Source organism: Pseudochelatococcus sp. B33, assembly GCF_053570585.1.
On the sequence record NZ_JBSEFH010000003.1, the window covers coordinates 172,443 to 191,397 of the forward strand.

Annotated in this window: 22 protein-coding genes and 1 pseudogene; 9 read left to right on the forward strand and 14 right to left on the reverse strand. The window is 62.7% G+C overall.

Annotated elements, in window-relative coordinates; all coding sequences use genetic code 11:
- The 3 genes from ACUSIJ_RS04355 (at position 1) to ACUSIJ_RS04365 (ending at position 2,549) form a co-directional block, all read left to right on the forward strand.
- Complete coding sequence (locus ACUSIJ_RS04355) at positions 1-816, forward strand: phosphonate ABC transporter ATP-binding protein (RefSeq protein ID WP_449307141.1); 816 nt, start codon at positions 1-3, stop codon at positions 814-816.
- Positions 809-1,624, forward strand: a complete 816-nt coding sequence (gene phnE / locus ACUSIJ_RS04360) for a phosphonate ABC transporter, permease protein PhnE (RefSeq protein ID WP_449307142.1) — start codon at positions 809-811, stop codon at positions 1,622-1,624. Before ACUSIJ_RS04355 ends, phnE begins: the two co-directional genes overlap by 8 nt.
- Positions 1,625-1,874: 250 nt before the next feature.
- The gene (locus ACUSIJ_RS04365; protein ID WP_449307143.1) at positions 1,875-2,549 is read left to right on the forward strand and encodes a class I SAM-dependent methyltransferase; all 675 of its coding nucleotides are present in this window, start codon (positions 1,875-1,877) and stop codon (positions 2,547-2,549) included.
- Between the two features lie 4 nt (positions 2,550-2,553).
- Here ACUSIJ_RS04365 and ACUSIJ_RS04370 read toward each other — a convergent pair whose 3' ends face one another.
- From ACUSIJ_RS04370 to ACUSIJ_RS04380, 3 genes and pseudogenes are all read right to left on the reverse strand, one after another.
- The gene (locus ACUSIJ_RS04370) at positions 2,554-2,751 is read right to left on the reverse strand and encodes a hypothetical protein (protein WP_449307144.1); all 198 of its coding nucleotides are present in this window, start codon (positions 2,749-2,751) and stop codon (positions 2,554-2,556) included.
- 50 nt (positions 2,752-2,801) lie between these two features.
- Positions 2,802-2,946 (reverse strand): annotated as a pseudogene (locus ACUSIJ_RS04375) (P-type conjugative transfer protein TrbG); the annotation flags it as partial.
- Positions 2,947-3,009: 63 nt separating this feature from the next.
- Entirely contained in the window at positions 3,010-4,242 is a 1,233-nt protein-coding gene (locus ACUSIJ_RS04380; RefSeq protein ID WP_449307145.1) for an MFS transporter, read from the reverse strand.
- Between the two features lie 352 nt (positions 4,243-4,594).
- Between ACUSIJ_RS04380 and ACUSIJ_RS04385 the strand changes: the two genes are divergently transcribed.
- Positions 4,595-5,029, forward strand: a complete 435-nt coding sequence (locus tag ACUSIJ_RS04385; RefSeq protein WP_449307146.1) for a nuclear transport factor 2 family protein — start codon at positions 4,595-4,597, stop codon at positions 5,027-5,029.
- Positions 5,030-5,216: 187 nt separating this feature from the next.
- Here ACUSIJ_RS04385 and ACUSIJ_RS04390 read toward each other — a convergent pair whose 3' ends face one another.
- A complete protein-coding gene (locus ACUSIJ_RS04390) occupies positions 5,217-5,633 on the reverse strand; it encodes a YybH family protein (protein WP_449307147.1) in 417 nt (138 codons plus the stop codon).
- Positions 5,634-5,681: 48 nt separating this feature from the next.
- Positions 5,682-6,491: a 2-keto-4-pentenoate hydratase gene (locus ACUSIJ_RS04395; protein ID WP_449307148.1), complete on the reverse strand. Its 810-nt coding sequence runs from the start codon at positions 6,489-6,491 to the stop codon at positions 5,682-5,684.
- Positions 6,492-6,823: 332 nt separating this feature from the next.
- On the opposite strand from ACUSIJ_RS04395, the gene ACUSIJ_RS04400 reads away from it, so the two are divergent.
- Entirely contained in the window at positions 6,824-7,171 is a 348-nt protein-coding gene (locus ACUSIJ_RS04400) for a carboxymuconolactone decarboxylase family protein (RefSeq protein WP_449307149.1), read from the forward strand.
- A 173-nt stretch (positions 7,172-7,344) separates the two neighbouring features.
- Here the strand turns inward: ACUSIJ_RS04400 and ACUSIJ_RS04405 are convergent, their stop codons facing one another.
- Positions 7,345-8,046 carry an EthD domain-containing protein gene (locus ACUSIJ_RS04405; protein WP_449307150.1) on the reverse strand — a complete coding sequence of 234 codons (702 nt, stop codon included), beginning with the start codon at positions 8,044-8,046 and terminating at the stop codon, positions 7,345-7,347.
- 310 nt (positions 8,047-8,356) lie between these two features.
- On the opposite strand from ACUSIJ_RS04405, the gene ACUSIJ_RS04410 reads away from it, so the two are divergent.
- Positions 8,357-9,394 (forward strand): TRAP transporter substrate-binding protein, encoded by a 1,038-nt coding sequence (locus ACUSIJ_RS04410; protein ID WP_449307151.1) that lies wholly within the window; start codon positions 8,357-8,359, stop codon positions 9,392-9,394.
- A 225-nt stretch (positions 9,395-9,619) separates the two neighbouring features.
- Here ACUSIJ_RS04410 and ACUSIJ_RS04415 read toward each other — a convergent pair whose 3' ends face one another.
- The 5 genes from ACUSIJ_RS04415 to ACUSIJ_RS04435 form a co-directional block, all read right to left on the reverse strand.
- The gene (locus ACUSIJ_RS04415) at positions 9,620-9,991 is read right to left on the reverse strand and encodes an EthD domain-containing protein (protein WP_449307152.1); all 372 of its coding nucleotides are present in this window, start codon (positions 9,989-9,991) and stop codon (positions 9,620-9,622) included.
- 35 nt (positions 9,992-10,026) lie between these two features.
- Positions 10,027-10,827: an SDR family NAD(P)-dependent oxidoreductase gene (locus ACUSIJ_RS04420; RefSeq protein WP_449307153.1), complete on the reverse strand. Its 801-nt coding sequence runs from the start codon at positions 10,825-10,827 to the stop codon at positions 10,027-10,029.
- 364 nt (positions 10,828-11,191) lie between these two features.
- Complete coding sequence (locus ACUSIJ_RS04425; RefSeq protein WP_449307154.1) at positions 11,192-11,662, reverse strand: nuclear transport factor 2 family protein; 471 nt, start codon at positions 11,660-11,662, stop codon at positions 11,192-11,194.
- The gene (locus ACUSIJ_RS04430; RefSeq protein ID WP_449307155.1) at positions 11,659-12,486 is read right to left on the reverse strand and encodes an SDR family NAD(P)-dependent oxidoreductase; all 828 of its coding nucleotides are present in this window, start codon (positions 12,484-12,486) and stop codon (positions 11,659-11,661) included. Before ACUSIJ_RS04430 ends, ACUSIJ_RS04425 begins: the two co-directional genes overlap by 4 nt.
- Positions 12,487-12,626: 140 nt before the next feature.
- Positions 12,627-13,397, reverse strand: coding sequence for an SDR family NAD(P)-dependent oxidoreductase (locus ACUSIJ_RS04435; RefSeq protein WP_449307156.1), 771 nt, complete (start codon positions 13,395-13,397; stop codon positions 12,627-12,629).
- 291 nt (positions 13,398-13,688) lie between these two features.
- On the opposite strand from ACUSIJ_RS04435, the gene wrbA reads away from it, so the two are divergent.
- From wrbA to ACUSIJ_RS04450, 3 genes are all read left to right on the forward strand, one after another.
- Complete coding sequence (wrbA, locus tag ACUSIJ_RS04440) at positions 13,689-14,294, forward strand: NAD(P)H:quinone oxidoreductase (RefSeq protein ID WP_449307157.1); 606 nt, start codon at positions 13,689-13,691, stop codon at positions 14,292-14,294.
- Positions 14,295-14,456: 162 nt separating this feature from the next.
- Positions 14,457-14,798 carry a nuclear transport factor 2 family protein gene (locus tag ACUSIJ_RS04445; RefSeq protein ID WP_449307158.1) on the forward strand — a complete coding sequence of 114 codons (342 nt, stop codon included), beginning with the start codon at positions 14,457-14,459 and terminating at the stop codon, positions 14,796-14,798.
- A gap of 242 nt (positions 14,799-15,040) precedes the next feature.
- Positions 15,041-15,367 carry a 2Fe-2S iron-sulfur cluster-binding protein gene (locus ACUSIJ_RS04450; RefSeq protein ID WP_449307159.1) on the forward strand — a complete coding sequence of 109 codons (327 nt, stop codon included), beginning with the start codon at positions 15,041-15,043 and terminating at the stop codon, positions 15,365-15,367.
- 188 nt (positions 15,368-15,555) lie between these two features.
- Here ACUSIJ_RS04450 and ACUSIJ_RS04455 read toward each other — a convergent pair whose 3' ends face one another.
- The 3 genes from ACUSIJ_RS04455 to ACUSIJ_RS04465 all read right to left on the reverse strand — a co-directional run bounded on the left by ACUSIJ_RS04455 (position 15,556) and on the right by ACUSIJ_RS04465 (position 18,912).
- The gene (locus ACUSIJ_RS04455; RefSeq protein WP_449307160.1) at positions 15,556-16,197 is read right to left on the reverse strand and encodes a VOC family protein; all 642 of its coding nucleotides are present in this window, start codon (positions 16,195-16,197) and stop codon (positions 15,556-15,558) included.
- 244 nt (positions 16,198-16,441) lie between these two features.
- Positions 16,442-17,620 (reverse strand): acetyl-CoA acetyltransferase, encoded by a 1,179-nt coding sequence (locus tag ACUSIJ_RS04460; RefSeq protein ID WP_449307161.1) that lies wholly within the window; start codon positions 17,618-17,620, stop codon positions 16,442-16,444.
- A gap of 110 nt (positions 17,621-17,730) precedes the next feature.
- Positions 17,731-18,912, reverse strand: a complete 1,182-nt coding sequence (locus tag ACUSIJ_RS04465) for an alpha/beta hydrolase (RefSeq protein ID WP_449307162.1) — start codon at positions 18,910-18,912, stop codon at positions 17,731-17,733.
- Between the last annotated feature and the right edge of the window lie 43 nt (positions 18,913-18,955).

The window sequence follows — 18,955 nt, forward strand, 5'->3', positions numbered from 1 at the left end:
ATGCAGCTGCGTCACCAGCTCCAGGCCGAAACGGGCATGGGCGTCGTCACCCATTTCGCGACCGACCATTCGCCAGCCACCACCGACCTCTCTGTCCGTGGCCTCACCAAGCGCTTCGGCTCGATGGAGATCCTGCGTGATGTCAGCTTCTCGGTCGCCAAAGGCTCCGTTGTCGCCCTCATCGGCGCCAACGGAGCCGGCAAGTCGACCCTCCTGCGTTGCTGCCTGCGCCTGATCGAGCCCGATGAAGGCTCGATCGAAATCCTCGGCGCACCGCTGACCGGCCAGAAGCACTCGGCCCTCGCCAAGACGCGGGCCAAGGTCGGCTTCGTCTTCCAGAAACACAATCTCTCCGGCCGGCTTTCGGCTCTCAGCAATGTCGTGCACGGCGCGCAGTCGCGTCTCCGCGGGCCGCTCACCTGGCATCAGGCACTGGCTCCTCGCTCCGTCCGCGATGATGCGATGGAGATGCTCAACTATGTCGGCCTCGCCCATCGCGCGATGAGCCGCGCCGACAAGCTTTCCGGCGGCCAGTCGCAGCGCGTGGCGATTGCCCGCGCGCTCATGCAACGGCCGAGCATCATCTTCGCCGACGAGCCGGTCGCGAGCCTCGACCCGACCGCCGGAGAGGAAGTCATGGCCCTCCTCATCAGCCTCGCCCGCACGCGCGGCGTGACCGTGGTCTTCACCACGCACAACCTTCGCCATGCACTCGACTATTCCGAGCGGATCATCGGCCTTCGCGCCGGCCGCATCGCCATGGACGACCGCGCCAGCAGCTACAGCGCCGAAACGCTGAGGACCTTCTATGCCTGATCCCGTCTCCACAAGGCTGCGGGCGCCCTCGCGCCTCGGCCGGACCACGCCGCTGCAATTCACCCTCCTCGTGGCCGTCGGGGGGGCGCTCGTCTTCTCTTTCTACGATTCCGGCTTCTCGGTATGGCGCTTCATCGAGGGCCTGCCGAATATCTGGCGGCTGCTGACAGACATGTTCCCGCCGGACATCAGCCGGCTGTCGGCGGTGCTCCTCCGCCTCCTCGAAACTTTCCAGATGGCTTTCGTCGGCACTTTTGTCGGTGTGATCATCAGCCTGCCGATCGCGATCCTGGCGACGCGGACGCATTCTCCGAGCAGCATCGTCTATTACGCCTCGCGGACGATCGTTTCCTTCTTCCGCACGATCCCGGACCTCATCTGGGCGCTGATCTTCGTGGTAGCGGTCGGCCTCGGCCCCTTTGCCGGAACGCTCGCCATCATCGTTGACACGATCGGCTTCTGCGGCCGCTTCTTCGCCGAAGCGATGGAGGAAGCCGACGAGGGACCGCAGGAAGCGCTTCGGGCGCTCGGCGCCTCGCGGCTCGACATTATCGGTTCGGCCGTATTGCCGGCCGCCATGCCTTCCATGATCGCGACGAGCCTTTTCAGCCTCGAAAAGGCGACGCGCTCCTCGGTCGTGCTCGGCATTGTCGGGGCCGGCGGCATCGGCATGGAGCTGGCGGTGGCGATGAACCTCTTCAACTACCAGCAGGCGCTGACCATCATCCTCGCGATCTTCGCCCTCGTGCTTGCCGTGGAGCAGATCGGCGGACGGCTACGCAGCCGCATCATCGCAGGGACCGCTTGAAGTCGCTCCCCGGCGATGACAACGTCCTCTGATCGCCGGCAGATGACGCCGACGACCACGGCGAGGACAAAGACGAACGAGATCGCCAAGGGGGCCATTCCCGAAAGGCGGGAAAGATAGGGAAGGCTGTCGGGCCTATGCATCAGGCACACGGTTCTGCTGCCAGGAAACGATGGTTTCGATGGCGGCCGCGGAGCGGCATTCCCGATTGGCCCGTGACAGACCGCATCACCGAGATCAGGAGAAAAACATGAAGACCGACACCGCCCACCGCGCATGGAACCGCCGCTGGAGCACCGAGGAGGGACGCGCGGAGTGGCTGGTGCCTGATCCCGCGGTGGCGAATCTGGCGGAGCTCCTGGCCGGGAACCACCAGGCCGCGGCCCTTGATCTCGGCTGCGGCGTCGGCCGCCACGCGCTCCTTTTCGCCCGGCTCGGGTTCCGGACGGCGGCTGTCGATCTCGCCGAAGCAGGCCTCACCGAGCTTCGCCGCGTGGCGGAGCAGGAGGGGCTGTCAATCGAGACCCATGTCTCGCCCATGAACGAGCTTCCCTTCGCGGATGGCAGCTTCGATTACGTCCTCGCCTTCAACGTCATCTATCACGGCGACCCGGCGATCGTTCGTGCGACGGTGGACGAGATCCGCCGCGTGCTGAAGCCGGGCGGCCTCTTCCAGGGCACGATGCTCTCGAAGCGGAATGCCGGCTATGGCGTCGGCACCGAGGTCGCCCCGGACACCTTCGTGCGCGAGATGTCCGGCACAGACGCGGAAGAGGATTCGGACAAGGTGCACCCGCACTTCTATACCGACGCGGCCGGGCTGGTGAGCCTGCTGTCAGGCTTTGAGCTCCTCTATCTCCGCGATGGAGCCGAGAAGCGGCCGGGAAGCTGGCACTGGCAGTTCGCCGCCGAGAAGCGGGCCTGAACCGTCAGGCCGGCACGCGGGCGAGAAGCGCGAGAAGCCTTTCGCCCGCTATTTCCAGCGTGCCGGAATTGTCGATCTCCACGACATCTGGCCCGCTGACGGGGATGGCGGAGGCACGGGCCGCCCTTTTCTCCGCCGCTTTACCGTCTCCCTCCCCCCGGCCTGCGAAACATGCCGCAAGGATTTCCGACGGCACTGTCACCGAAACGACCAGAAGCGGGCGGAAGCACTCACAGGCCCCAGGGACGATACCAGCCGGCGGCCATCGTCGAAGACGGAGATGAACCGCCAGGGCGGGCTGTCACCGGTCAGGCCGTAGCGATAGTTGCGCGGACTTGGCCGGGATGATCGGTGCGGTCGGAATGGCCTGGCGCTGGCCTGCTGGTTGAACCGGATATCGTCTTCGAGATAACCGGCGTCATCCACCGCGCCGCGCTTGATCTGACGCAGGCTTGCACCGTCATCGCACAGCGCCTCGGGCAAATCGGCGATTGTAAAGCAGCAGGATACCCGCGAGGAGGGACAATGCTACCCCTAGCATCAGGATCGCCGGCACCAATCCGAGCCGGTCGGCCGCGAAGCCCGTCGCGATCACCGGAATTGCCGCGCCGAAATAGCCGGCGATGAACAGGCCGGAAAGCACCGAGGCACGGATCGCGCCCGGCGTGATGCGGTTGACAAGCTCGGAACTGCCCAACCAGCACAGACCTTGTGCGACGCCTGCAAGGATAGCGCTCGCGACAAGTCCGAAAGCGGATTCCCAAACCAGCGTGCCGCAGATCAGGGCAAGGCTCGGAGGGATAAGCGCTAGGCCCAGCGTAATCGCTCGACGACAGGGCATCCCGCGCGCAGCCAGTTGTACCATCCCTGCCATACTGAGAAAGGCAACCACCGCGAGCCCACCCAAAAATTGACTGGACGCCCCCATCACCTCAACGACCATGACCGGACCGAGCGCAAGCCACAGGCCGGCATTGGCCCAATCGACAGCTCCTGTGGTCGAAGCGAAGGCCAAACCAGCACGTATATCACGCGACATGCTCACCTTTCGTGGCCCGAAAGACGCTCTGCCGAAGGGTCGACGGTTTTCTGGCAGAATGGTCTCGCGATAGGTGCAGAGCAGCAAAAGGGCGACGACAAGACCCCCCAGCTGGATCTGGAAGGGAAGCGTGGTAGCGTGCTGCACCGTAGCGAACTGGATAACAATTGTCGCCAGAAGCAAGCCTGCCGCCGGTGAGGCCAGCGTCGTGATGGCACCGATGCGCGAAGCTTCGGAGCGATCACCAGTGGGATGGAGCTCCACTATCGCTGCCATCGCAGGACCGCTCATCAGACCAATCGCGATACCATTCAGCAGGCGCGCAGAAACCAGGTGCGCCATGCCGGTCGCGGTGAGATAGACGATGGTCGAGCAGGTCGTCAGCAGAATGCCGACGAGCGTCAACGGTCGGCGACCGATCTGGTCCCCGAGGCGGCCACCGAGGAGGAGACCGCCAATCACACCGATGGGATAGCAGGCATAGATTACAGTGATCTGCGCCGTGCTTAGACTGAAGCTTTCCTTCCAAAGCGGATAGAGCGGCGTCGCCAAGTGGCTGCCCAGTAGCGTCAGGAAGAGGACGAGGGCCGCCGCCGCGTACTGAAAGCGCGCCGAACGCTCAACGGCCCTGCGCCCTGAGCCCGGACCGACCATGGGTCGCCCCCTTTCAGGCATCGGCCCCTTCAGCCACAGCGAGCGCGAGCACATGGTTGTGACCGGTGCTGCTGTAATAGACCATTGCGATCCTAGCCAATCTGCTTTCCCCCAGCTTGCCTGAATGGAGCGAACGCTCCGGACTCAAGTGCGACAATCACGAAGCCTAGAGGATATGGCAGCAAGCAATGCACCCGCGGATGGGGACAGCCCAGTCACGGCGTAACGACGTTCCTGTCACCACTCGGGGGACAGACAATGTCTCCGCCTCCCGAGAACCTTGCGCGTGGTGCAACTTGCCGAGAGCTGGCGCAAGAATTGCGAGACGATAGCCAATACAAGGAGAGAACGAATGAAGCAACGTGCAGACGAGGTTGTGCCGCGCAATGCGAACGAGGCCACAGTATTGGGATTCTACACCACCCTGATGAAGAAGGACTTTGAGGCCTTTGCCGACCTTTGGGCAGACGATGCCGTACAGGAAATCCCCTTCGCCCAGGAACTGCCGAACTTCGAAGACGTCTGGAACGGCAAGGAGCGAATCCTGTCCTACTACGTCAAGGCGCTGCCCGGCCGTAAGGATCACGTGTTCTGGATACACGAAATCCATCAGACGACAGACCCGAACGTCATCATCGTCGAGGCGAGCGCACATTCGATCGTCGTCGCCAACGGCCGCTCCTACGACCAGAGATATGTGTTCATCTTCAAGCTGCGCGACGGCAAGATCGTGCTCGGCCGCGAATATGTGAACCCGCTCAACTTTATGAAAGCATTCGGCGACTGAGGCTCGCCTACTCCCTGGGATTTGATCGCCTTGAAGGTGTTCAGTCCCAGGAATTGATGGCGCATTATTCAGCCAGCAATGGAAGGATGCGCTACGGGACAAATTCTGCTCGGGAGCGTGGTGGACATACATTTGATTGGCGCTGCTCGCTGTCAATCGCGAGCCCGGCAAACACCATCCAGTACCTTCACTGCGGAACCGGTGGCGTCTCCGGCGACGGAGAGAAATGATGCATGAATATCTGCCATTCACCCGAGGAAGTGGCCTTGCGGCAGAGAACCAAGCTTGTTCTAAGGGTATTGTAAGTTACTCGACCATCATGCAGGTGAAAGGCGAAATCGCCGTATCCTTGATAGATAATCGCATGTTCGGATACTTGAACAGCCGACTGCTCCACGAGTTTCAGAGAAGCAGCCTTGAACATCTCGTTGTAGGAAGCGAAATAATCCTTGATTTTCTCTCGGCTGACATAATTCGCGGGCCGTCCTCCAAAGAAGACAGCATCTTTGTCGTAGATCTCGCTCAAGGCCGTCGGATTCCAGGGAGATGACGCCGCGTTCCAACGGTGTTCGATATTCTCTAGTGGCTCGAAATCGTCCTTCAATGGTAACCTCCAGCTACTGTGGCAACATCCCGCTGACGCGGCCCATGCCTAGACGAACAGCACCGAAGCACGGCCAAGCACACCAAAGTCGGCAACGACACGATCGCCAGGCTTCACCGGAAGCGGTGCCATGCAGGTACCCGTGGTTACGATTTGACCCTCGGCTAAAGTAATTCCTATCGCGCGCAGTTCGTTCACTAGCCAAGCGAGCGCAACTCGCGGATCGCCCAGGACGTTGGTGCCGCTGCCCTCGCGCTTGAGGTGCCCTACGACCTCTCCAACCGGTTTATGGTTGGCCAAATCCATACCTCGCCAGTCTACGCCCGTCGCCTCAGCTTCGGCAAAGTAGTGGCCGCAGGCGTTGTCGGCGATGATCTGCGGCGCGCCGACAGTCGCGAAGTCGACATAGCGTGAATCGGGAATCTCGATCGCAGCGTGGAAGCTGGCAACGGCATCAAGGACCTCGTCTATGTCGAAAGGATCTGCTCGGGGGTGGAGGCTGCGGCCCATGCGAAAGGCAAACTCAACCTCGGCGACGGCCATACGGTTCGGGTGGAACGGCACGCTGCCGCCATTGGCGATTATCCTTTCGGATAGGATGCGTCCAGCCAGCGGGCCATCTACACCGATATGACTTTGACCAGCAACGCTTGTGGCGGCAACCTTCCAGCCATGAATCGGCCGCGGGCTGCGACTTTCCAACAACGCCTGGACGCGGTAGCCGTCCTCGCGCGTCAACGGACGAATGTCCGGCGGAAGCTCGCCTATCACCGAGCCGGCCATCCAGGTTTTATAAAGCAGAGCAGACGCTGCCCCGGCAGCCGTCTCGTCAAAGCTGGGAATCGGATCATTTGGCATGGGTGTTATGTATGGCACCGCTATCAAGCTGCACGAATACCTTCAGGATGTCCCACCGACGACGTTCACCTCTATCCCTGCCAATGGGGACAGGCTGCAATTGGACCTGAAGCCGCTAGGGTGCGGGAAGCTGTCCCCCCGTGCTGTTACTTCGAAGCGATCGCAAACGTGGTGACGTGAGCGCATCGCCCGAGAGGCGATCTGGCCAAGCCCAGACGCGGCATCGCCAAGCGTGATTCCATGACGACACGTCGGTTCGCTACGGCAAGCGCGCGGACAACCGCAGGGCCGGTCCAGGGTAGAGGTCTGCGAACAAAAATTGGAGGCTGATTGTGACTGAGAAGACACCGGCACAGAAAGCGTTCGGCGATTTTGCGCCGCGGCTTGCCGATATTACTGACGACGTGCTCTTCGGCGACATCTGGGAGCGGTCGCAACTCTCCAAGAGAGATCGAAGTCTGATCACAGTGGCGACACTGGTCGCGCTCTATCGTTCCAACGAACTCGAGTTTCATTTGATCCGAGCGATAGAACACGGAATGAAGGCGGAGGAGTTGAGGGAACTCATTATGCACATCGCGTTCTATGCGGGATGGCCCACAGCAATGACCGCTATCGGAATAGCGAGAAAGATCATAGGTCCCACAGTCGGGAAGAGCGATGGAGAGGTCAGATCGTGAGCAAGACCGACCTAACGCTTGACCAAGAACACCGACACCGTTCGGCAGGATACCGAAGGGCAGTCAAGCTAGAAGGATGAGGCACCCCGTGGCCCCGCCGGCAGCGCAGTGCTCTTCACGTGGCGCCTCCGACGACCGCCGAGGTTAATGCCGATGCGGCGCGGCCCGTCAGGTCAGCCCGCCTGTACCGCGACTGGCACCGCCAGGACACGGTGCGAAGGCGGGCTGCCGACGAAGTTTTTTTCGTCCGCGCGCAGTTCGGCCATGTAGGACGGCGCCTCCCAGGCGGCGCGCGCCTTGTCCACGCTGTCGAACCAAAATTCGGAAATCCCGTCATAAGGCACGAAACCGCCAGTCACCCTTACCGTTCCCGGCAGCACGTGATGCTGTACATAGCGGTTGCAATGGGTGGTGAAAGCCTCGTTCCTGGCCACCAGCGCGCCATGCACCTCGAAGTAGTGGCGACTGAAGTCATCCGGGCTGAGCCCTGCGCGGCGGCGCGGCAGGCTGAGGATGCGGATCCCGCGCGCAGGACCGTCCAGAACCACTCTCTGCCGGGCGCGGAACTGCACGATCCGATCAGGGTCGATATGATCGGGAAAAGTATCGAGCCGGTCGCCCGGCGCCTCGGCAGATCCGGGCCGCAGCAGCGTTTCGTCGAGCACATCCCAAATCGGTTCTGGCATCAGCCCCGGCACCTGTGGCTGGATCTCATTGCGGTGCAGGCTTTGCGCGACGGCGGCAACCGTGGGGTCGGGCAGCGCCCTGCCTGCGAAATACGCTGCGCAGGCGCGCAGGAAATCGTCGCGCGACAGGCCGTCGCGGCGGCGCAGAAAGGTGAACTGGCGGATCGGCTCTGGGGATTGTTCGGGCATCGGCATCTCAGGCAGCGCTCACGCGGATCGCATCCACACGCTCGGCTACGTCAGTCATCTTGCTTCCTCCGCTATAGCATCAAACCAAAAAGTGTGCGCACTTTTGGGAGAAATTTGATGCATAAACAAGAAGATAGAGCGGTAGTACGATTCAACTTGAGTGCCCGCCGCTCTAGCGCCCACCAATAGGTTATCCCCCCTGACGGGCCGGCCGGCCCCCCCTCACAGGGACAGATATCTGTTCGCATTGGGTCCAGGCTGACAGCTTGCGGGGAATGTCCCACGACCAGAAACCCAGGGAGGAACCTCTATGTCCGCGATCAAGTCCAGTCTGGCCGCCTTTGCGATAGCCCTCTCAGTCGGGCTGACCAGCACCCTGCCCGCCACCGCCGAAACCGTGACGATCCGATATTCCAACTGGCTGCCGCAGGGTTTCTGGCTATGGGAGGACGTACTGGCCCCCTGGCTGAAGGAAATCGAGCAGGTGACCGAGGGCCGCGTGAAGGTCGAGGTAACGCCCAAGGTGGTCGGGACCGCCGCCAGCCAGTACGACGTGATCCGCGACGGACTGGCCGATCTGTCCTGGATGACTCTGGGCTATACTCCCGGCCGCTTCCCGTACATTGAATTTGGCGACCTCGGGCAGATTCACCCGAAAAGCGCGGTCTTGTCGCCGCTCGTCGACAAGATATATCGCGAAGAACTGGCACAGCAGGAGATTTTCAGGGGTGTCGTGCCGTTGTCCCTCCCGCTGACCACGCCGCTCCAGATCGTTACCAAGGGCCGCAATATCAGCAGCGTCGAGGAGTTGAAAGGCGCTAAGCTGCGCATCGGCACCCCCGCGCTGGCGCCGGTGCTGGAATCGCTGGGGGCAGTGCCGATCCTGAAATCCGCCGCTGAAGCCTATGAGATGCTGTCCAGCGGCCAGATCGACGGCCAGGTCACCAACCTGAACACCGTGACCGGCTTCAACCAGCTCGATCTGCTGGACGGGGTCTTCCACATCCCCGGAGGCCTGGGCAATGCGGTGAACATCCTCGGCCTGCATGAGGCGACCTGGGACCGGATCTCGCCAGCCGACCAGGCGGCGATCATGTCGATTTCCGGCCCCGTCCTGGCCGCGCGGGTGGGCCAGCAATACGACTTGGCCGACGAACGGGCGCTCGAAACGGTGGCAGCGGCCGGATACTACATGGGCAAGGCGACGCCGGAACAGATTGAACAGGTCCGCGAGCGGGTCCAGCCTGTCGAAGATGCCTGGATCGCCCGCGCCAAGGCCGCCGGCCTGGAGAACGCGGCCGAGATTCTCGAGCGCTACAAGGCGGAAGCTGCAGCCGTCAGCCAGTAAGCCAACGCTTCCCTTCATGGCCGGAAAGCCGCCCGTCGGGGCGGCTTTTCTTTTCCCGTGGAATCTCGCCTCAGATCCTGTCCGGACATCGTCGTCGACCTGACAACCGCATGGGGGATATCGTAGCGGCCGGCTACGATGCCGGTATCCGGCATGGCGAGCATCTGCACGGGAAATGGCGATGTCTGAGAAGGCGGCTGTATCGCCGGATACGACCGCAATTATTCAGCCTTTGAAAAGCTCGGGAGCCGGGCCCACCTGATAGACTTGGCTGTCATAAGCGGCAAAGGTCGACTTCTCAAGATCGAGGAATTCCGCCGCCATCGGTTTCAGTACGGTCTGAAAGTACTTACTTTCATGCAGGGCCTTGCGGTCGTCGGCACTATCGTACCAGGATTCGGAGAAGCCATCGAAGCCGACGAAGGGCGCGGGAAAGTCGGTCTGCGGCGACAGGCGATGTTGGACATAGCGGCGCAGGTAGCGGGTGACTTCGGGGCGCGTGCCGTAGAGGCTGCCATATTCGACGGACCACTTTTGGCAGAACTCCTCGAAGCTCAGGCCTTGCTTGCGCTTGTAGAATCCAAGCGTGATCAACATTTGTCAGGACTCCTCTCGATCGTTGATTTTGAATGTCAGAGCGTTCGGCCTCGGGCGCCAAGGCGCTCTGCATAGGCCTGGATCATGCCCTCTTCGGCAAAGACGCTCGAGCTCTGCCCTCCGTCCACAGCCAGCACCTGTCCCGTGATGAAGCGGGCCTCGTCGCTGGCAAGGAAGGCAACCGCAGCCGCGATGTCCGACGGCTCGGCAGTCCCCGGCAGAGGCTTCGTGCTGAGGATGCGGGCGCGGAACTCGGCGTTATCGATCCGGGCGGCTGTGCCGGGCGTCCGGGTGATACCCGGGGCGACGGCATTGACCCGCAGACGCTGGGGACCATAGCTGGCGGCCATCTGGCGGGTGGCGCCCACCACGCCGGCTTTGGCGGGCGCATAGGCTCCCCAGCCGCGATAGCCTGCCAACGCGATGCTGGAGGCGATGTTCACGATAGCGCCATGGCTCTGCAACAGATCGGGCAGTGCGTCGCGCGAGAGGCGGAGCGTCGCCCGGAGATTCACGGCAAGATAGCGGTCCAGCACCTCATCCGTCGTCTCGTGCAGCGGCGGCGCGGCGCCAAGGCCTGCGTTGTTCACCAAAATACCCATCCCGCCGAAAGCCTCGCGGCATGCCGCCACGATCCGCGCAGGGGCATCAGGGGCGGTGACGTCCTGTGTCAGCACAGCCAGATCGGGGTCGGGCCCGAACCCATCCAACCCCTCCGCCTTCATATCCACCGCCAGAACCCGGACGCCTTCGTCGCGCAGCCGCTCGGCTATGCCGCGGCCAATGCCTTGACCCGCGCCTGTGACAACGGCTCGTTTGCCCCTCAGTCCACGCATCTTTGTCCTCCTTCAGCCGGCAACGTCTTGCCGCAGACCACCAGTTCGCATCGGTCCCGAAGCGTTGAATAGGTGCGGCCTGCTGCGTGTTCTACGCAGGGCGGCAAACCGCATGGGCAAGATCTTCAGCGTCCGCATCATGTTGATCGAACGACAGGAAGCTTCCCCGGTCAGCGCGACCGAGGAGATTTTGCACGCCATAACCCACAGCGGCAGGTCACCCTTCTGACAGCGATCAAAGGAATCGAGGCCCGGATCCCGCAGCCTCCCCTGCCCGGCTATGGCTGTCGCCTCCTGCCGGCCCGGTACCTACGGCATGCCACGGACGAACCTGGAGCCGGCGCGCTGACGCGCCGGGCTTTGGTCATTCGGGCAGCACCCTGACGCTGACCGAGGCGACCTTCCAGACCCCCGAGATGCGGCGGAACTCCCATTGGTAAAGCGCGCTCATCGCCAGCTTGCCCGGTCCGTCGCGCCAGTTGGTGATCAGGGCGCGGCACAGCCCGTGCGCCTCGTCCACCCCACGCCCGGCGGCGATCACCACATCCGTCATCTGGTGGCGGAATTTCCGCTTGAACCGATCAACGATCGACCCTTGAAGCAGCTCGCGCAATGCCGCTTCGCCCTGCCGGACCTCTGGCGGTAGCCCGGAGCCGCCCGCTTCGGCCGGAGGAGAGTTTTCGCGCGTCCAGGTCCCATCCACGGTGAACAGCGCCACGAAACGATCCTGATCGCCCGCGTCGGCCACATGGGCGTAGCGCGCAATCAGCCGCCGCAACGTCAGCTCGACCGTCTGCTCCGGGGGATCGGCATCGAGGATTTCGTCCCGTGTCATTCAGTATAGACTCCGGCTTCCAGTAGCGACTTGCTGGCGTAATCGCCGCCACAGCTGCGGGTCAGCACTCCGGCGCTCAATCCTCCGTCCACCGGCAGGATCGCGCCGTTCACGTAGGCAGCCGCGTCCGACATGAGCATCAGCGCAGCCCCGGCGATGTCTTCGGCCCGGGCCATGCGCCCCATCGGGGTCCGGTCGTTGACCACGTTGTCGATGAAGCCCTGCGGTATGCTCCGGCGCAAGAGCGGCGTGTCCACGAAACCGGGCATGACCGCATTGACCCGCAGGCCGTACCGTCCCCATTCCAGGGCGAGGTTGCGCGTCAGGCCCTGAACGGCGAATTTCGACGAGACATAGTGCGTGCGGCCGGGATGCCCGCCCAGACCGTCTATCGAGCCCACGACCACAACCGCACCCCGGCCCCGGCTGATCATCACCTTGCCCACCTCGCAGCAGCTTACGAAAACGCCGTTGACGTTCACGTCCATGACGCGGTCGAATTCCTCAACGTCGAGCCCCTCGGCCGGCTTCGTGGTCGAAACGCCGGCCGCCGCGAAAAGCGCGTCGATCGGGCCAAGCTCCGCCTCCGTGCGTCTGACGGCCTCGGCGGTTGCCGCCGGGTCCCGCACGTCCAGCGCCGTGCCGAAAGCCCTGATGCCCTTGCCGCGAAGCTCTTCCAGAACGTCCCCGATCCGCTCCTCGTTCTGATCGACGATGGCCACATGGGCGCCATCGTCAGCCGCCATCAGCGCCGTCGCGCGACCGATGCCCGACGCGCCCCCGGTAACGAAGAGGACGCGGTCCTTCAGTCCGAAATTCAGCATGTTCATCCTCCCGCCCCGGTTGCTTCGGGCCAATCGGCTCCTGCGTCGGGCGACCCTATCCGCGCGGCGCGCCCCTGCGGTCCCCGGCGCCGGGGACCGCAGCCGGCGTTCTCGTCCACGCGCCTGCCAAAGCGCGGCCTTCAGGCCGGAGACCAGCCGGACGACAGCGCGATCTGCCCGCCGTCGACCGTCAGCACGGCCCCGGTGATGTAGGAGGCGTCGTCGGAAGCGAGGAAGGCCAGCGCCAGGGCCATCTCGTCCGCCGTCCCGGCGCGCGCCAGCGGAATCCGCTGCTTGCGTTCGGCAAAACGGTTGGGATCGATCGCTTCCATATCACGAATGATCTGGGTGTCTGTGAAGCCCGGGCAAATGCAATTGACCCGGATTCCGCGACGCGCCCATTCCACCGACAGCGCCCGCGTCAGGCCAAGCAGACCGGATTTGGCCGAGATGTAGCCCACGTCGTTCGGATACGCGACAAGCCCTGCCAGCGATGACACATTGACGATGGCGCCACGCTGGTTCGGCAGCATGCTCTGCCGCGCCGCCTCCTGGCTCCAGATGAAAGGCGCGGTCAGATCAACCGCCAGGATGCGGTCCCAGGCGTCATAGCTTTCCGCCGGCTGAACCGTGGCAATGCCCGCAACGTTCAGCAGGACGTCGATGCGCCCGTGACGGGACACGATCTCCGCGATGGTGTCAGCGGCGAACTGCCTGTCCGCGATATCGCCGGGGATGGCGAAGGCCCGGCCGGCCGCCGCCTCGATCGCGGCGACCGTTCGCTCGGCGTTCTCGCGCTTCACGTCGTTGACGGCGACGATAGCGCCTTCGCTGGCGAAAAGCGTCGATGCCGCTTCGCCCATTCCCGATCCGCCGCCGGTGATGACGACGATCTGGTCCTTGAATCGCATGGTGCCCTCCCTTGCAGCCGCGGGCTGAGCCCGACGGACGATTTTCCGGCCATGTGTGATGTGCGTGCGGCCCGGACACGGCACTGCTGGTCTCATCATGCCGGCGTGCCCGAAACTGCGGAGCGGATCGCCGTGCGGGCGATGGCGAAGAGGCTCTGAAGTTGGCCGGTAGACGACAGGATGTGGCGTAAACGTTTCCGCGGCGAGCGCTGTCCCCGTGCAGGGGACATGTCAAAGGACAGCGAAAGATTAAGACAAATCCAGACAATGGAGAGCAGAAGGACCGCGATCTTGGCTCGCATCGCAATCATCTATTACAGCAGCACCGGCAACACCTATCTGATGGCCGAGGCAGCGGCGAAAGGCGCCCGCGCAGCCGGGGCCGAGGTCCGGCTGCGGCGTGTGCAAGAACTCGCTCCGGACGAAGTGATCAACACCCGGCCGGAATGGCGTGCGCATGTCGACACCAGCAAGGACATCGCGCTTGCCTCGCCGGACGATCTGGAATGGTGCGATGGTTTTCTGCTGGGCTCACCTACGCGCTTCGGCCTGCCCGCAGCGCAGCTCAAGCAGTTCATCGACCAGACCGGACCAAAATGGGCGACAGGCAAGCTGCAGGACAAGCCGGGCGGGGTGTTCTGCGGCGCCGGCAATACCCACGGCGGCCAGGAATCCACCCTGCTGGCGCTAAACAACGTCCTGTATCATTGGGGGTCGATCATCGTCCCGGCAGGCTACACCGATCCCTCGCTCTATGCCGCGGGCGGCAACCCCTACGGAGTGAGCTTCACCGCTCCCAAGGGAGTGCCGCTGGCCGAGGAGGCGCTGACGGCAGCGGAATATTACGGACGCAAGATTGCGACGTTCGCCGCGGCGCTCGCAAAGACGGGTACCTGACCGGATCGCGCCAGCGCCATTAGGGAGGATGGGCTCATGGAACCCACAATCGCCACCGAAATCGAACCCAGAAATGGAAATGAGGCATCCGTCCTCGGGTTCTTCACCAATCTCATGAGAGGCAATCTGGATACCTTTGCCGGGATCTAGACCGAGGATGCCGTGCAGGAACACCCTTGGAGATTCGAGGGGCTGACGGCAGCGCTGGTAGGCCGCGACGAGATTGTCGACGACTACCGGCGCATGTTCGCGGGCCGCGAGGACATGGTCTTCACCATCAAGGAAATTCACCGCACAGCGGATCCCGACTGTATCATCGTCGAATTTAACGGCCGCAGCCGCGTGACTGAGACAGGTGGGATCTACGACCAGAACTACATCGCCGTCTTCCGGCTGCGCGATGGCAAGATCTGGCTCAACAAGTTCCATTTCAACCCCCTGGTGACCAAGCGCGCCTTCGACGGCGTCCTTATCGGCGCGGGGATTTCGAAGCAGGATGCCTGAGAACGGCTCATTGGGGCGATCGTGTGGCCCCGAATGGCTGGTTCGCCCTGCCGGTCCGGAATGTTCTGCGGTGCGCAGCAGCATCAGCCCGACCCCAGGCGGGGGGACATGCTCCGGCACTCGGCATGTTAGGCATAAGCTGGAACTATCCGGGTCCCGTCGCAAGTACCGGCATCCGGCCCCGCCCACCGCGGAGCGCCCGGCATTTTCAGACGACCCGAGATCCAGAGGATGAGAATGGCATGGCCAAAGTGACGATTATTCAAGCTGACCACAGCAGGGTTGAACTGGATGTCCCGCCCGGTGTGTCTATCATGCGGGCAGCCGGCGATTCAGGTGTCGAAGGCATCATCGGCGAGTGCGGCGGGGGCATGACCTGCGCGACCTGCCACGTGGTCGTTGAAACCAAGCAGATGCTGGACCGTATCGCCGAGATGTCGCCGACCGAGGATCAGATGCTCGACTTCACCGCGATGCAGCGCGAACCGGAAAGCCGACTGAGTTGCCAGATCGTCATGTCCGAGGAACTGGATGGCCTCGTCGTGCGCGTGGCCGATCCGCAGATATAATCGCGACGGATAATCGCGGCAGCCTCGGCGGCCCAAGGTATCTATCTGTATTTCGGAGCGACGTGCAGCCCCCCGGTCATGGGATATTGGGCCAAGCGCATCCAACCAGCGGAACGGGAAACGCCGGCATTTCTGCGAGGGAATTGCCGGCGTTTCGATGAAGTGGCAGTTTTTATCGCAAGCTGGTGTCAGTGGGCCTTGCCCGCTGCCGCGTTGCGCTCTGCCCGCCGCTTGCGTGCCAAAGCGATCATGGCTTCGACGACGTCCTTGCCGTCTTCCTTGGCCTTGCGCTTGGCACCGGTCCAGAGACGGAAATCCTCTTCCGCAGTTGCGGTGTGGTTATTCCAGTCCTTGTCCAACGGCGTGGTGATCTCAAGCCGCACGCCGTTGGGATCGAAGAAGTAGATCGACATGATGATGCCGTGATCGGTGGGCCCCACCACGTCGATATTGTTGGCCAGCAGCCAGTTATGCCACTTCTGCAACTCCTCGACGGTGTCCACCTCAAGCGCGATATGGGTGAAGATATCATACGCCGGGTGCGTGGATTTCGCCGGCGCGGGCAGCCCCGGCGCTTCGAAGAATGCGAATGTCGAGCCGTCTTTCATCTTGAAGAAGATGTGAAAATAGGGGAATGCATCGCCCGTCGACGGAACCGCATCGTCGATGACCGTGCTTGCGATTTCCATGCCCATGATGCGGGTGTAGAAATCGTAGGTGGCTTCGACGTCATGGGTGACCCAGGCCGCGTGGTTGAGCATCATCGGGGTCAGCCCCGGGTTGCTCGCCGTTTTCGCGGCAGGTGCTCCGGTCTCGGTAACGGTTGTCATTTTCCATTCTCCTCGCATGTCTGCGTTGAATTCGCTCATCCTTGATATTGAGTCTCGGCGCTCACGTGGTCCCCCCGCCGGGGGGCCGGAAAATCAAATCCTGCATGGATATGAGAGAGCTGCCCCCTCGTCGCCCGCCCTTGGCGCGTCAGACGTTCTGACGGAACCAGAACGTGCGCTCTCGATTCTTGAGTTTGTGCAGCTTCATCCACGAAAAGTGGGACCCGCTTTTCTGCACCCTGCGCTAGCGTATGCGTTCGAGGATGCTCGCGTAGTTGGCCACGGCGGTGCCGCCCATGTTGAAGATCCCCGCCAGGCGCGGATCGGGGATCTGGATGCCCTCGGGCGCGACCTCGCAAAGCTGCATGGCCGACATCACGTGCATGGACACGCCCGTCGCGCCGACCGGATGCCCCTTGGCCTTGAGTCCGCCCGAGGGGTTGACCGGAAGTCGCCCGCCGATCTCGGTGATCCCTTCCTCGATGACACGGCGCCCCTGCCCCGGCTCCGCAAGGCCCATGGCCTCGTATTCGATGAGCTCGGCAATCGTGAAGCAGTCATGCGTCTCGACGAAGGACAGGTCACCCAACCTGACACCCGCCATAGCAAGGGCATTCTGCCAGGCGCGGGTACAGCCTTCCATCTTCACCACATCGCGGGCGGACATGGGCAGAAAGTCGTTGCACTGCGCCATGGCGCGGAAAGCGACGGCGCGCTGCATCTCCGTCGCGGTATCCGCATCGGTGATCACCATGGCCGCTGCACCGTCCGACACCAGCGAGCAGTCGGTGCGTTTGAGCGGCCCTGCGACGAAGGGGTTCTTGTCGCTCTCGGTCCGGCAGAACTCGTACCCCAGATCCTTCTGCATCTGGGCCAGCGGGTTCGATGCGCCGTTGCAGTGGTTTTTCGCGGCGATACGCGCCAGCGCGTCGGACACGTCACCATAGCGCTGGAAGTAGAGCGAGGCGATCTGTCCGAAAATCCCCGCGAACCCGCCTGCGATATCGGATTCCTCCTTCAGATAGGAGGCCCGGAGCAGGTTGTTGCCGATTTCGTCACCCTTGGCGTCAGTCATCTTTTCAACCCCGACCACCAGGACCTTTCGGGCCGCGCCGGCCTGAATGGACTTCAACGCCTGATTGATCGCCGCCGAGCCGGTGGCACAGGCGTTCTCGACTCGGGTCGCGGGCTTGAAGCGGAAGGCTGCATCCGCCTGCAGCACCAGCGAGGCGGTAAAACTCTGTTTGGAAAAGCCGGCGTTGAAATGGCCCAGGACGATCTCGTCGATGTCCTCGGACTGGAGCCCGGCGTGTTCGAGTGCACCATGCGCGGCCGTGACAACGAGGCTTTCGACGGTTTCCTCGGGGTGTTTGCCAAAGGGCACATGGTGCCAGCCCACAATGGAAGGAGCTTTGTTTGTCATTGCAGCAGAATCCTCTTGTTCCCAGCATCAAGCCTTCCGCACGACCGGAAGCTTGATGCGTCAACAAATGAATAGGGCGGCGGCACGATTCCGTTCGAATGTTCACGGCTCTAGCGTTCGATCAAGTTCCGCTCCCGTGCCCATGCAAGCTGCAGGGTCACGACCTGTTTCAGATGATCCGGCTGACCGGCGTAGTAGTGGGTTCCGCCCTCGATGACCGCGAAGGTCTTGTCGGCGCTGGCCGCCGCTTCGAAGATCATCGGCGTGTGATAGGTGGGCACGGCGTCGTCGGCGGAATTTTCGATGGCCAGGAAGGGGACTGTCACCTTGGCCGCGTTCTTCACGCCGTCGGCCTGGGAATCCTCGATCGACCATTGCGACAACCATGCCCGCAAGGTCGCGAAACGGCCAAGCGCCACCGGGCCGGTATTGACCGTCTCCGGATTGCCCAGGTAGCTCCATCGGGGCCGACGGTCGTTGGGATCAAGGGTCGGATCCAGAAAACGCGGATCGGCGAAGGTGCGGTGGGTCACGAAAGGCCGCTCCAGCTCTCCCGTACCGCGCGCCTTGAGCATGTCGAGCGTCTCCATCACGCGGGCGCGGATGCGGTCGACGCGCGCGCGCTGCGCCTTGCGGTAACGCGTGATGAAGGCCGCGTCATAAGGCGGCCGGTTGGGATTGGCGGGATTATAGATATCCAGCTCCGGATCCCGCTTGTCGGGATCGAGTTCGTCCAGCACCGAGGGGTCTATATTGTCCAGAAGCAGCCGCGCCCGGGAGATATGCGCTGCCTGAAACATCACCGCATCGGCGGGGATCAGCCCGGCGCCGGGAATGTCGATGGGATCGCCGGCAGGTGCCTGGGTAATCGTCGGCGTCTCGGCCTGCGACTGGTACATCAGGGCCAACGAGCCGCCACCGCTCCAGCCGACGAGCACGATCTTTTTATATCCCAGTATTTCCTTGGCGTAGCGGATATATGCGCCAAGATCGAGCAGCACCTTCTCCAGGATCAGAGCGGTATCGTTCCTGGCGTAGCGGCTGCCTGAACACAGCACATGCTGGCCGCTTTCGGCAAGCGAACGCGGCACGGGCAGAAGCTGCAGCGTTGACGTAGGGTGCATGAATACGAACAGCGTCGTCGCCGGAACACCGATGGGGCGCATGAGAATGCCCTCAAGGTTCACCGCCCCCTGATTTCCGGAGAACCCGTATGTCTCAACGAACTTGCTGGTGTCGTCGTACTGGATGTGTATCCACTCGAAACGCACATCCCTGCTGGCCTCAAGCATGCAAGTACCTCCACATATTCTGCGCTGACCTTAGTGCGAGTCG

Bases quoted from the DNA above. Each gene is read 5' to 3' on its own strand.
- ACUSIJ_RS04450 (WP_449307159.1), top strand. From the start codon at position 15,041: ATGGCCAAAGTGACGATTATTCAAGCTGACCACAGCAGGGTTGAACTG.
- ACUSIJ_RS04405 (WP_449307150.1), bottom strand. From the start codon at position 8,046: ATGCCCGAACAATCCCCAGAGCCGATCCGCCAGTTCACCTTTCTGCGC.
- ACUSIJ_RS04460 (WP_449307161.1), bottom strand. From the start codon at position 17,620: ATGACAAACAAAGCTCCTTCCATTGTGGGCTGGCACCATGTGCCCTTT.
- ACUSIJ_RS04435 (WP_449307156.1), bottom strand. From the start codon at position 13,397: ATGCGATTCAAGGACCAGATCGTCGTCATCACCGGCGGCGGATCGGGA.
- ACUSIJ_RS04385 (WP_449307146.1), top strand. From the start codon at position 4,595: ATGAAGCAACGTGCAGACGAGGTTGTGCCGCGCAATGCGAACGAGGCC.
- ACUSIJ_RS04415 (WP_449307152.1), bottom strand. From the start codon at position 9,991: ATGTTGATCACGCTTGGATTCTACAAGCGCAAGCAAGGCCTGAGCTTC.
- ACUSIJ_RS04410 (WP_449307151.1), top strand. From the start codon at position 8,357: ATGTCCGCGATCAAGTCCAGTCTGGCCGCCTTTGCGATAGCCCTCTCA.
- ACUSIJ_RS04355 (WP_449307141.1), top strand. From the start codon at position 1: ATGCAGCTGCGTCACCAGCTCCAGGCCGAAACGGGCATGGGCGTCGTC.
- phnE (WP_449307142.1), top strand. From the start codon at position 809: ATGCCTGATCCCGTCTCCACAAGGCTGCGGGCGCCCTCGCGCCTCGGC.
- ACUSIJ_RS04380 (WP_449307145.1), bottom strand. From the start codon at position 4,242: ATGGTCGGTCCGGGCTCAGGGCGCAGGGCCGTTGAGCGTTCGGCGCGC.
- ACUSIJ_RS04425 (WP_449307154.1), bottom strand. From the start codon at position 11,662: ATGACACGGGACGAAATCCTCGATGCCGATCCCCCGGAGCAGACGGTC.
- ACUSIJ_RS04395 (WP_449307148.1), bottom strand. From the start codon at position 6,491: ATGCCAAATGATCCGATTCCCAGCTTTGACGAGACGGCTGCCGGGGCA.
- ACUSIJ_RS04420 (WP_449307153.1), bottom strand. From the start codon at position 10,827: ATGCGTGGACTGAGGGGCAAACGAGCCGTTGTCACAGGCGCGGGTCAA.
- ACUSIJ_RS04430 (WP_449307155.1), bottom strand. From the start codon at position 12,486: ATGCTGAATTTCGGACTGAAGGACCGCGTCCTCTTCGTTACCGGGGGC.
- ACUSIJ_RS04455 (WP_449307160.1), bottom strand. From the start codon at position 16,197: ATGACAACCGTTACCGAGACCGGAGCACCTGCCGCGAAAACGGCGAGC.
- ACUSIJ_RS04365 (WP_449307143.1), top strand. From the start codon at position 1,875: ATGAAGACCGACACCGCCCACCGCGCATGGAACCGCCGCTGGAGCACC.
- ACUSIJ_RS04465 (WP_449307162.1), bottom strand. From the start codon at position 18,912: ATGCTTGAGGCCAGCAGGGATGTGCGTTTCGAGTGGATACACATCCAG.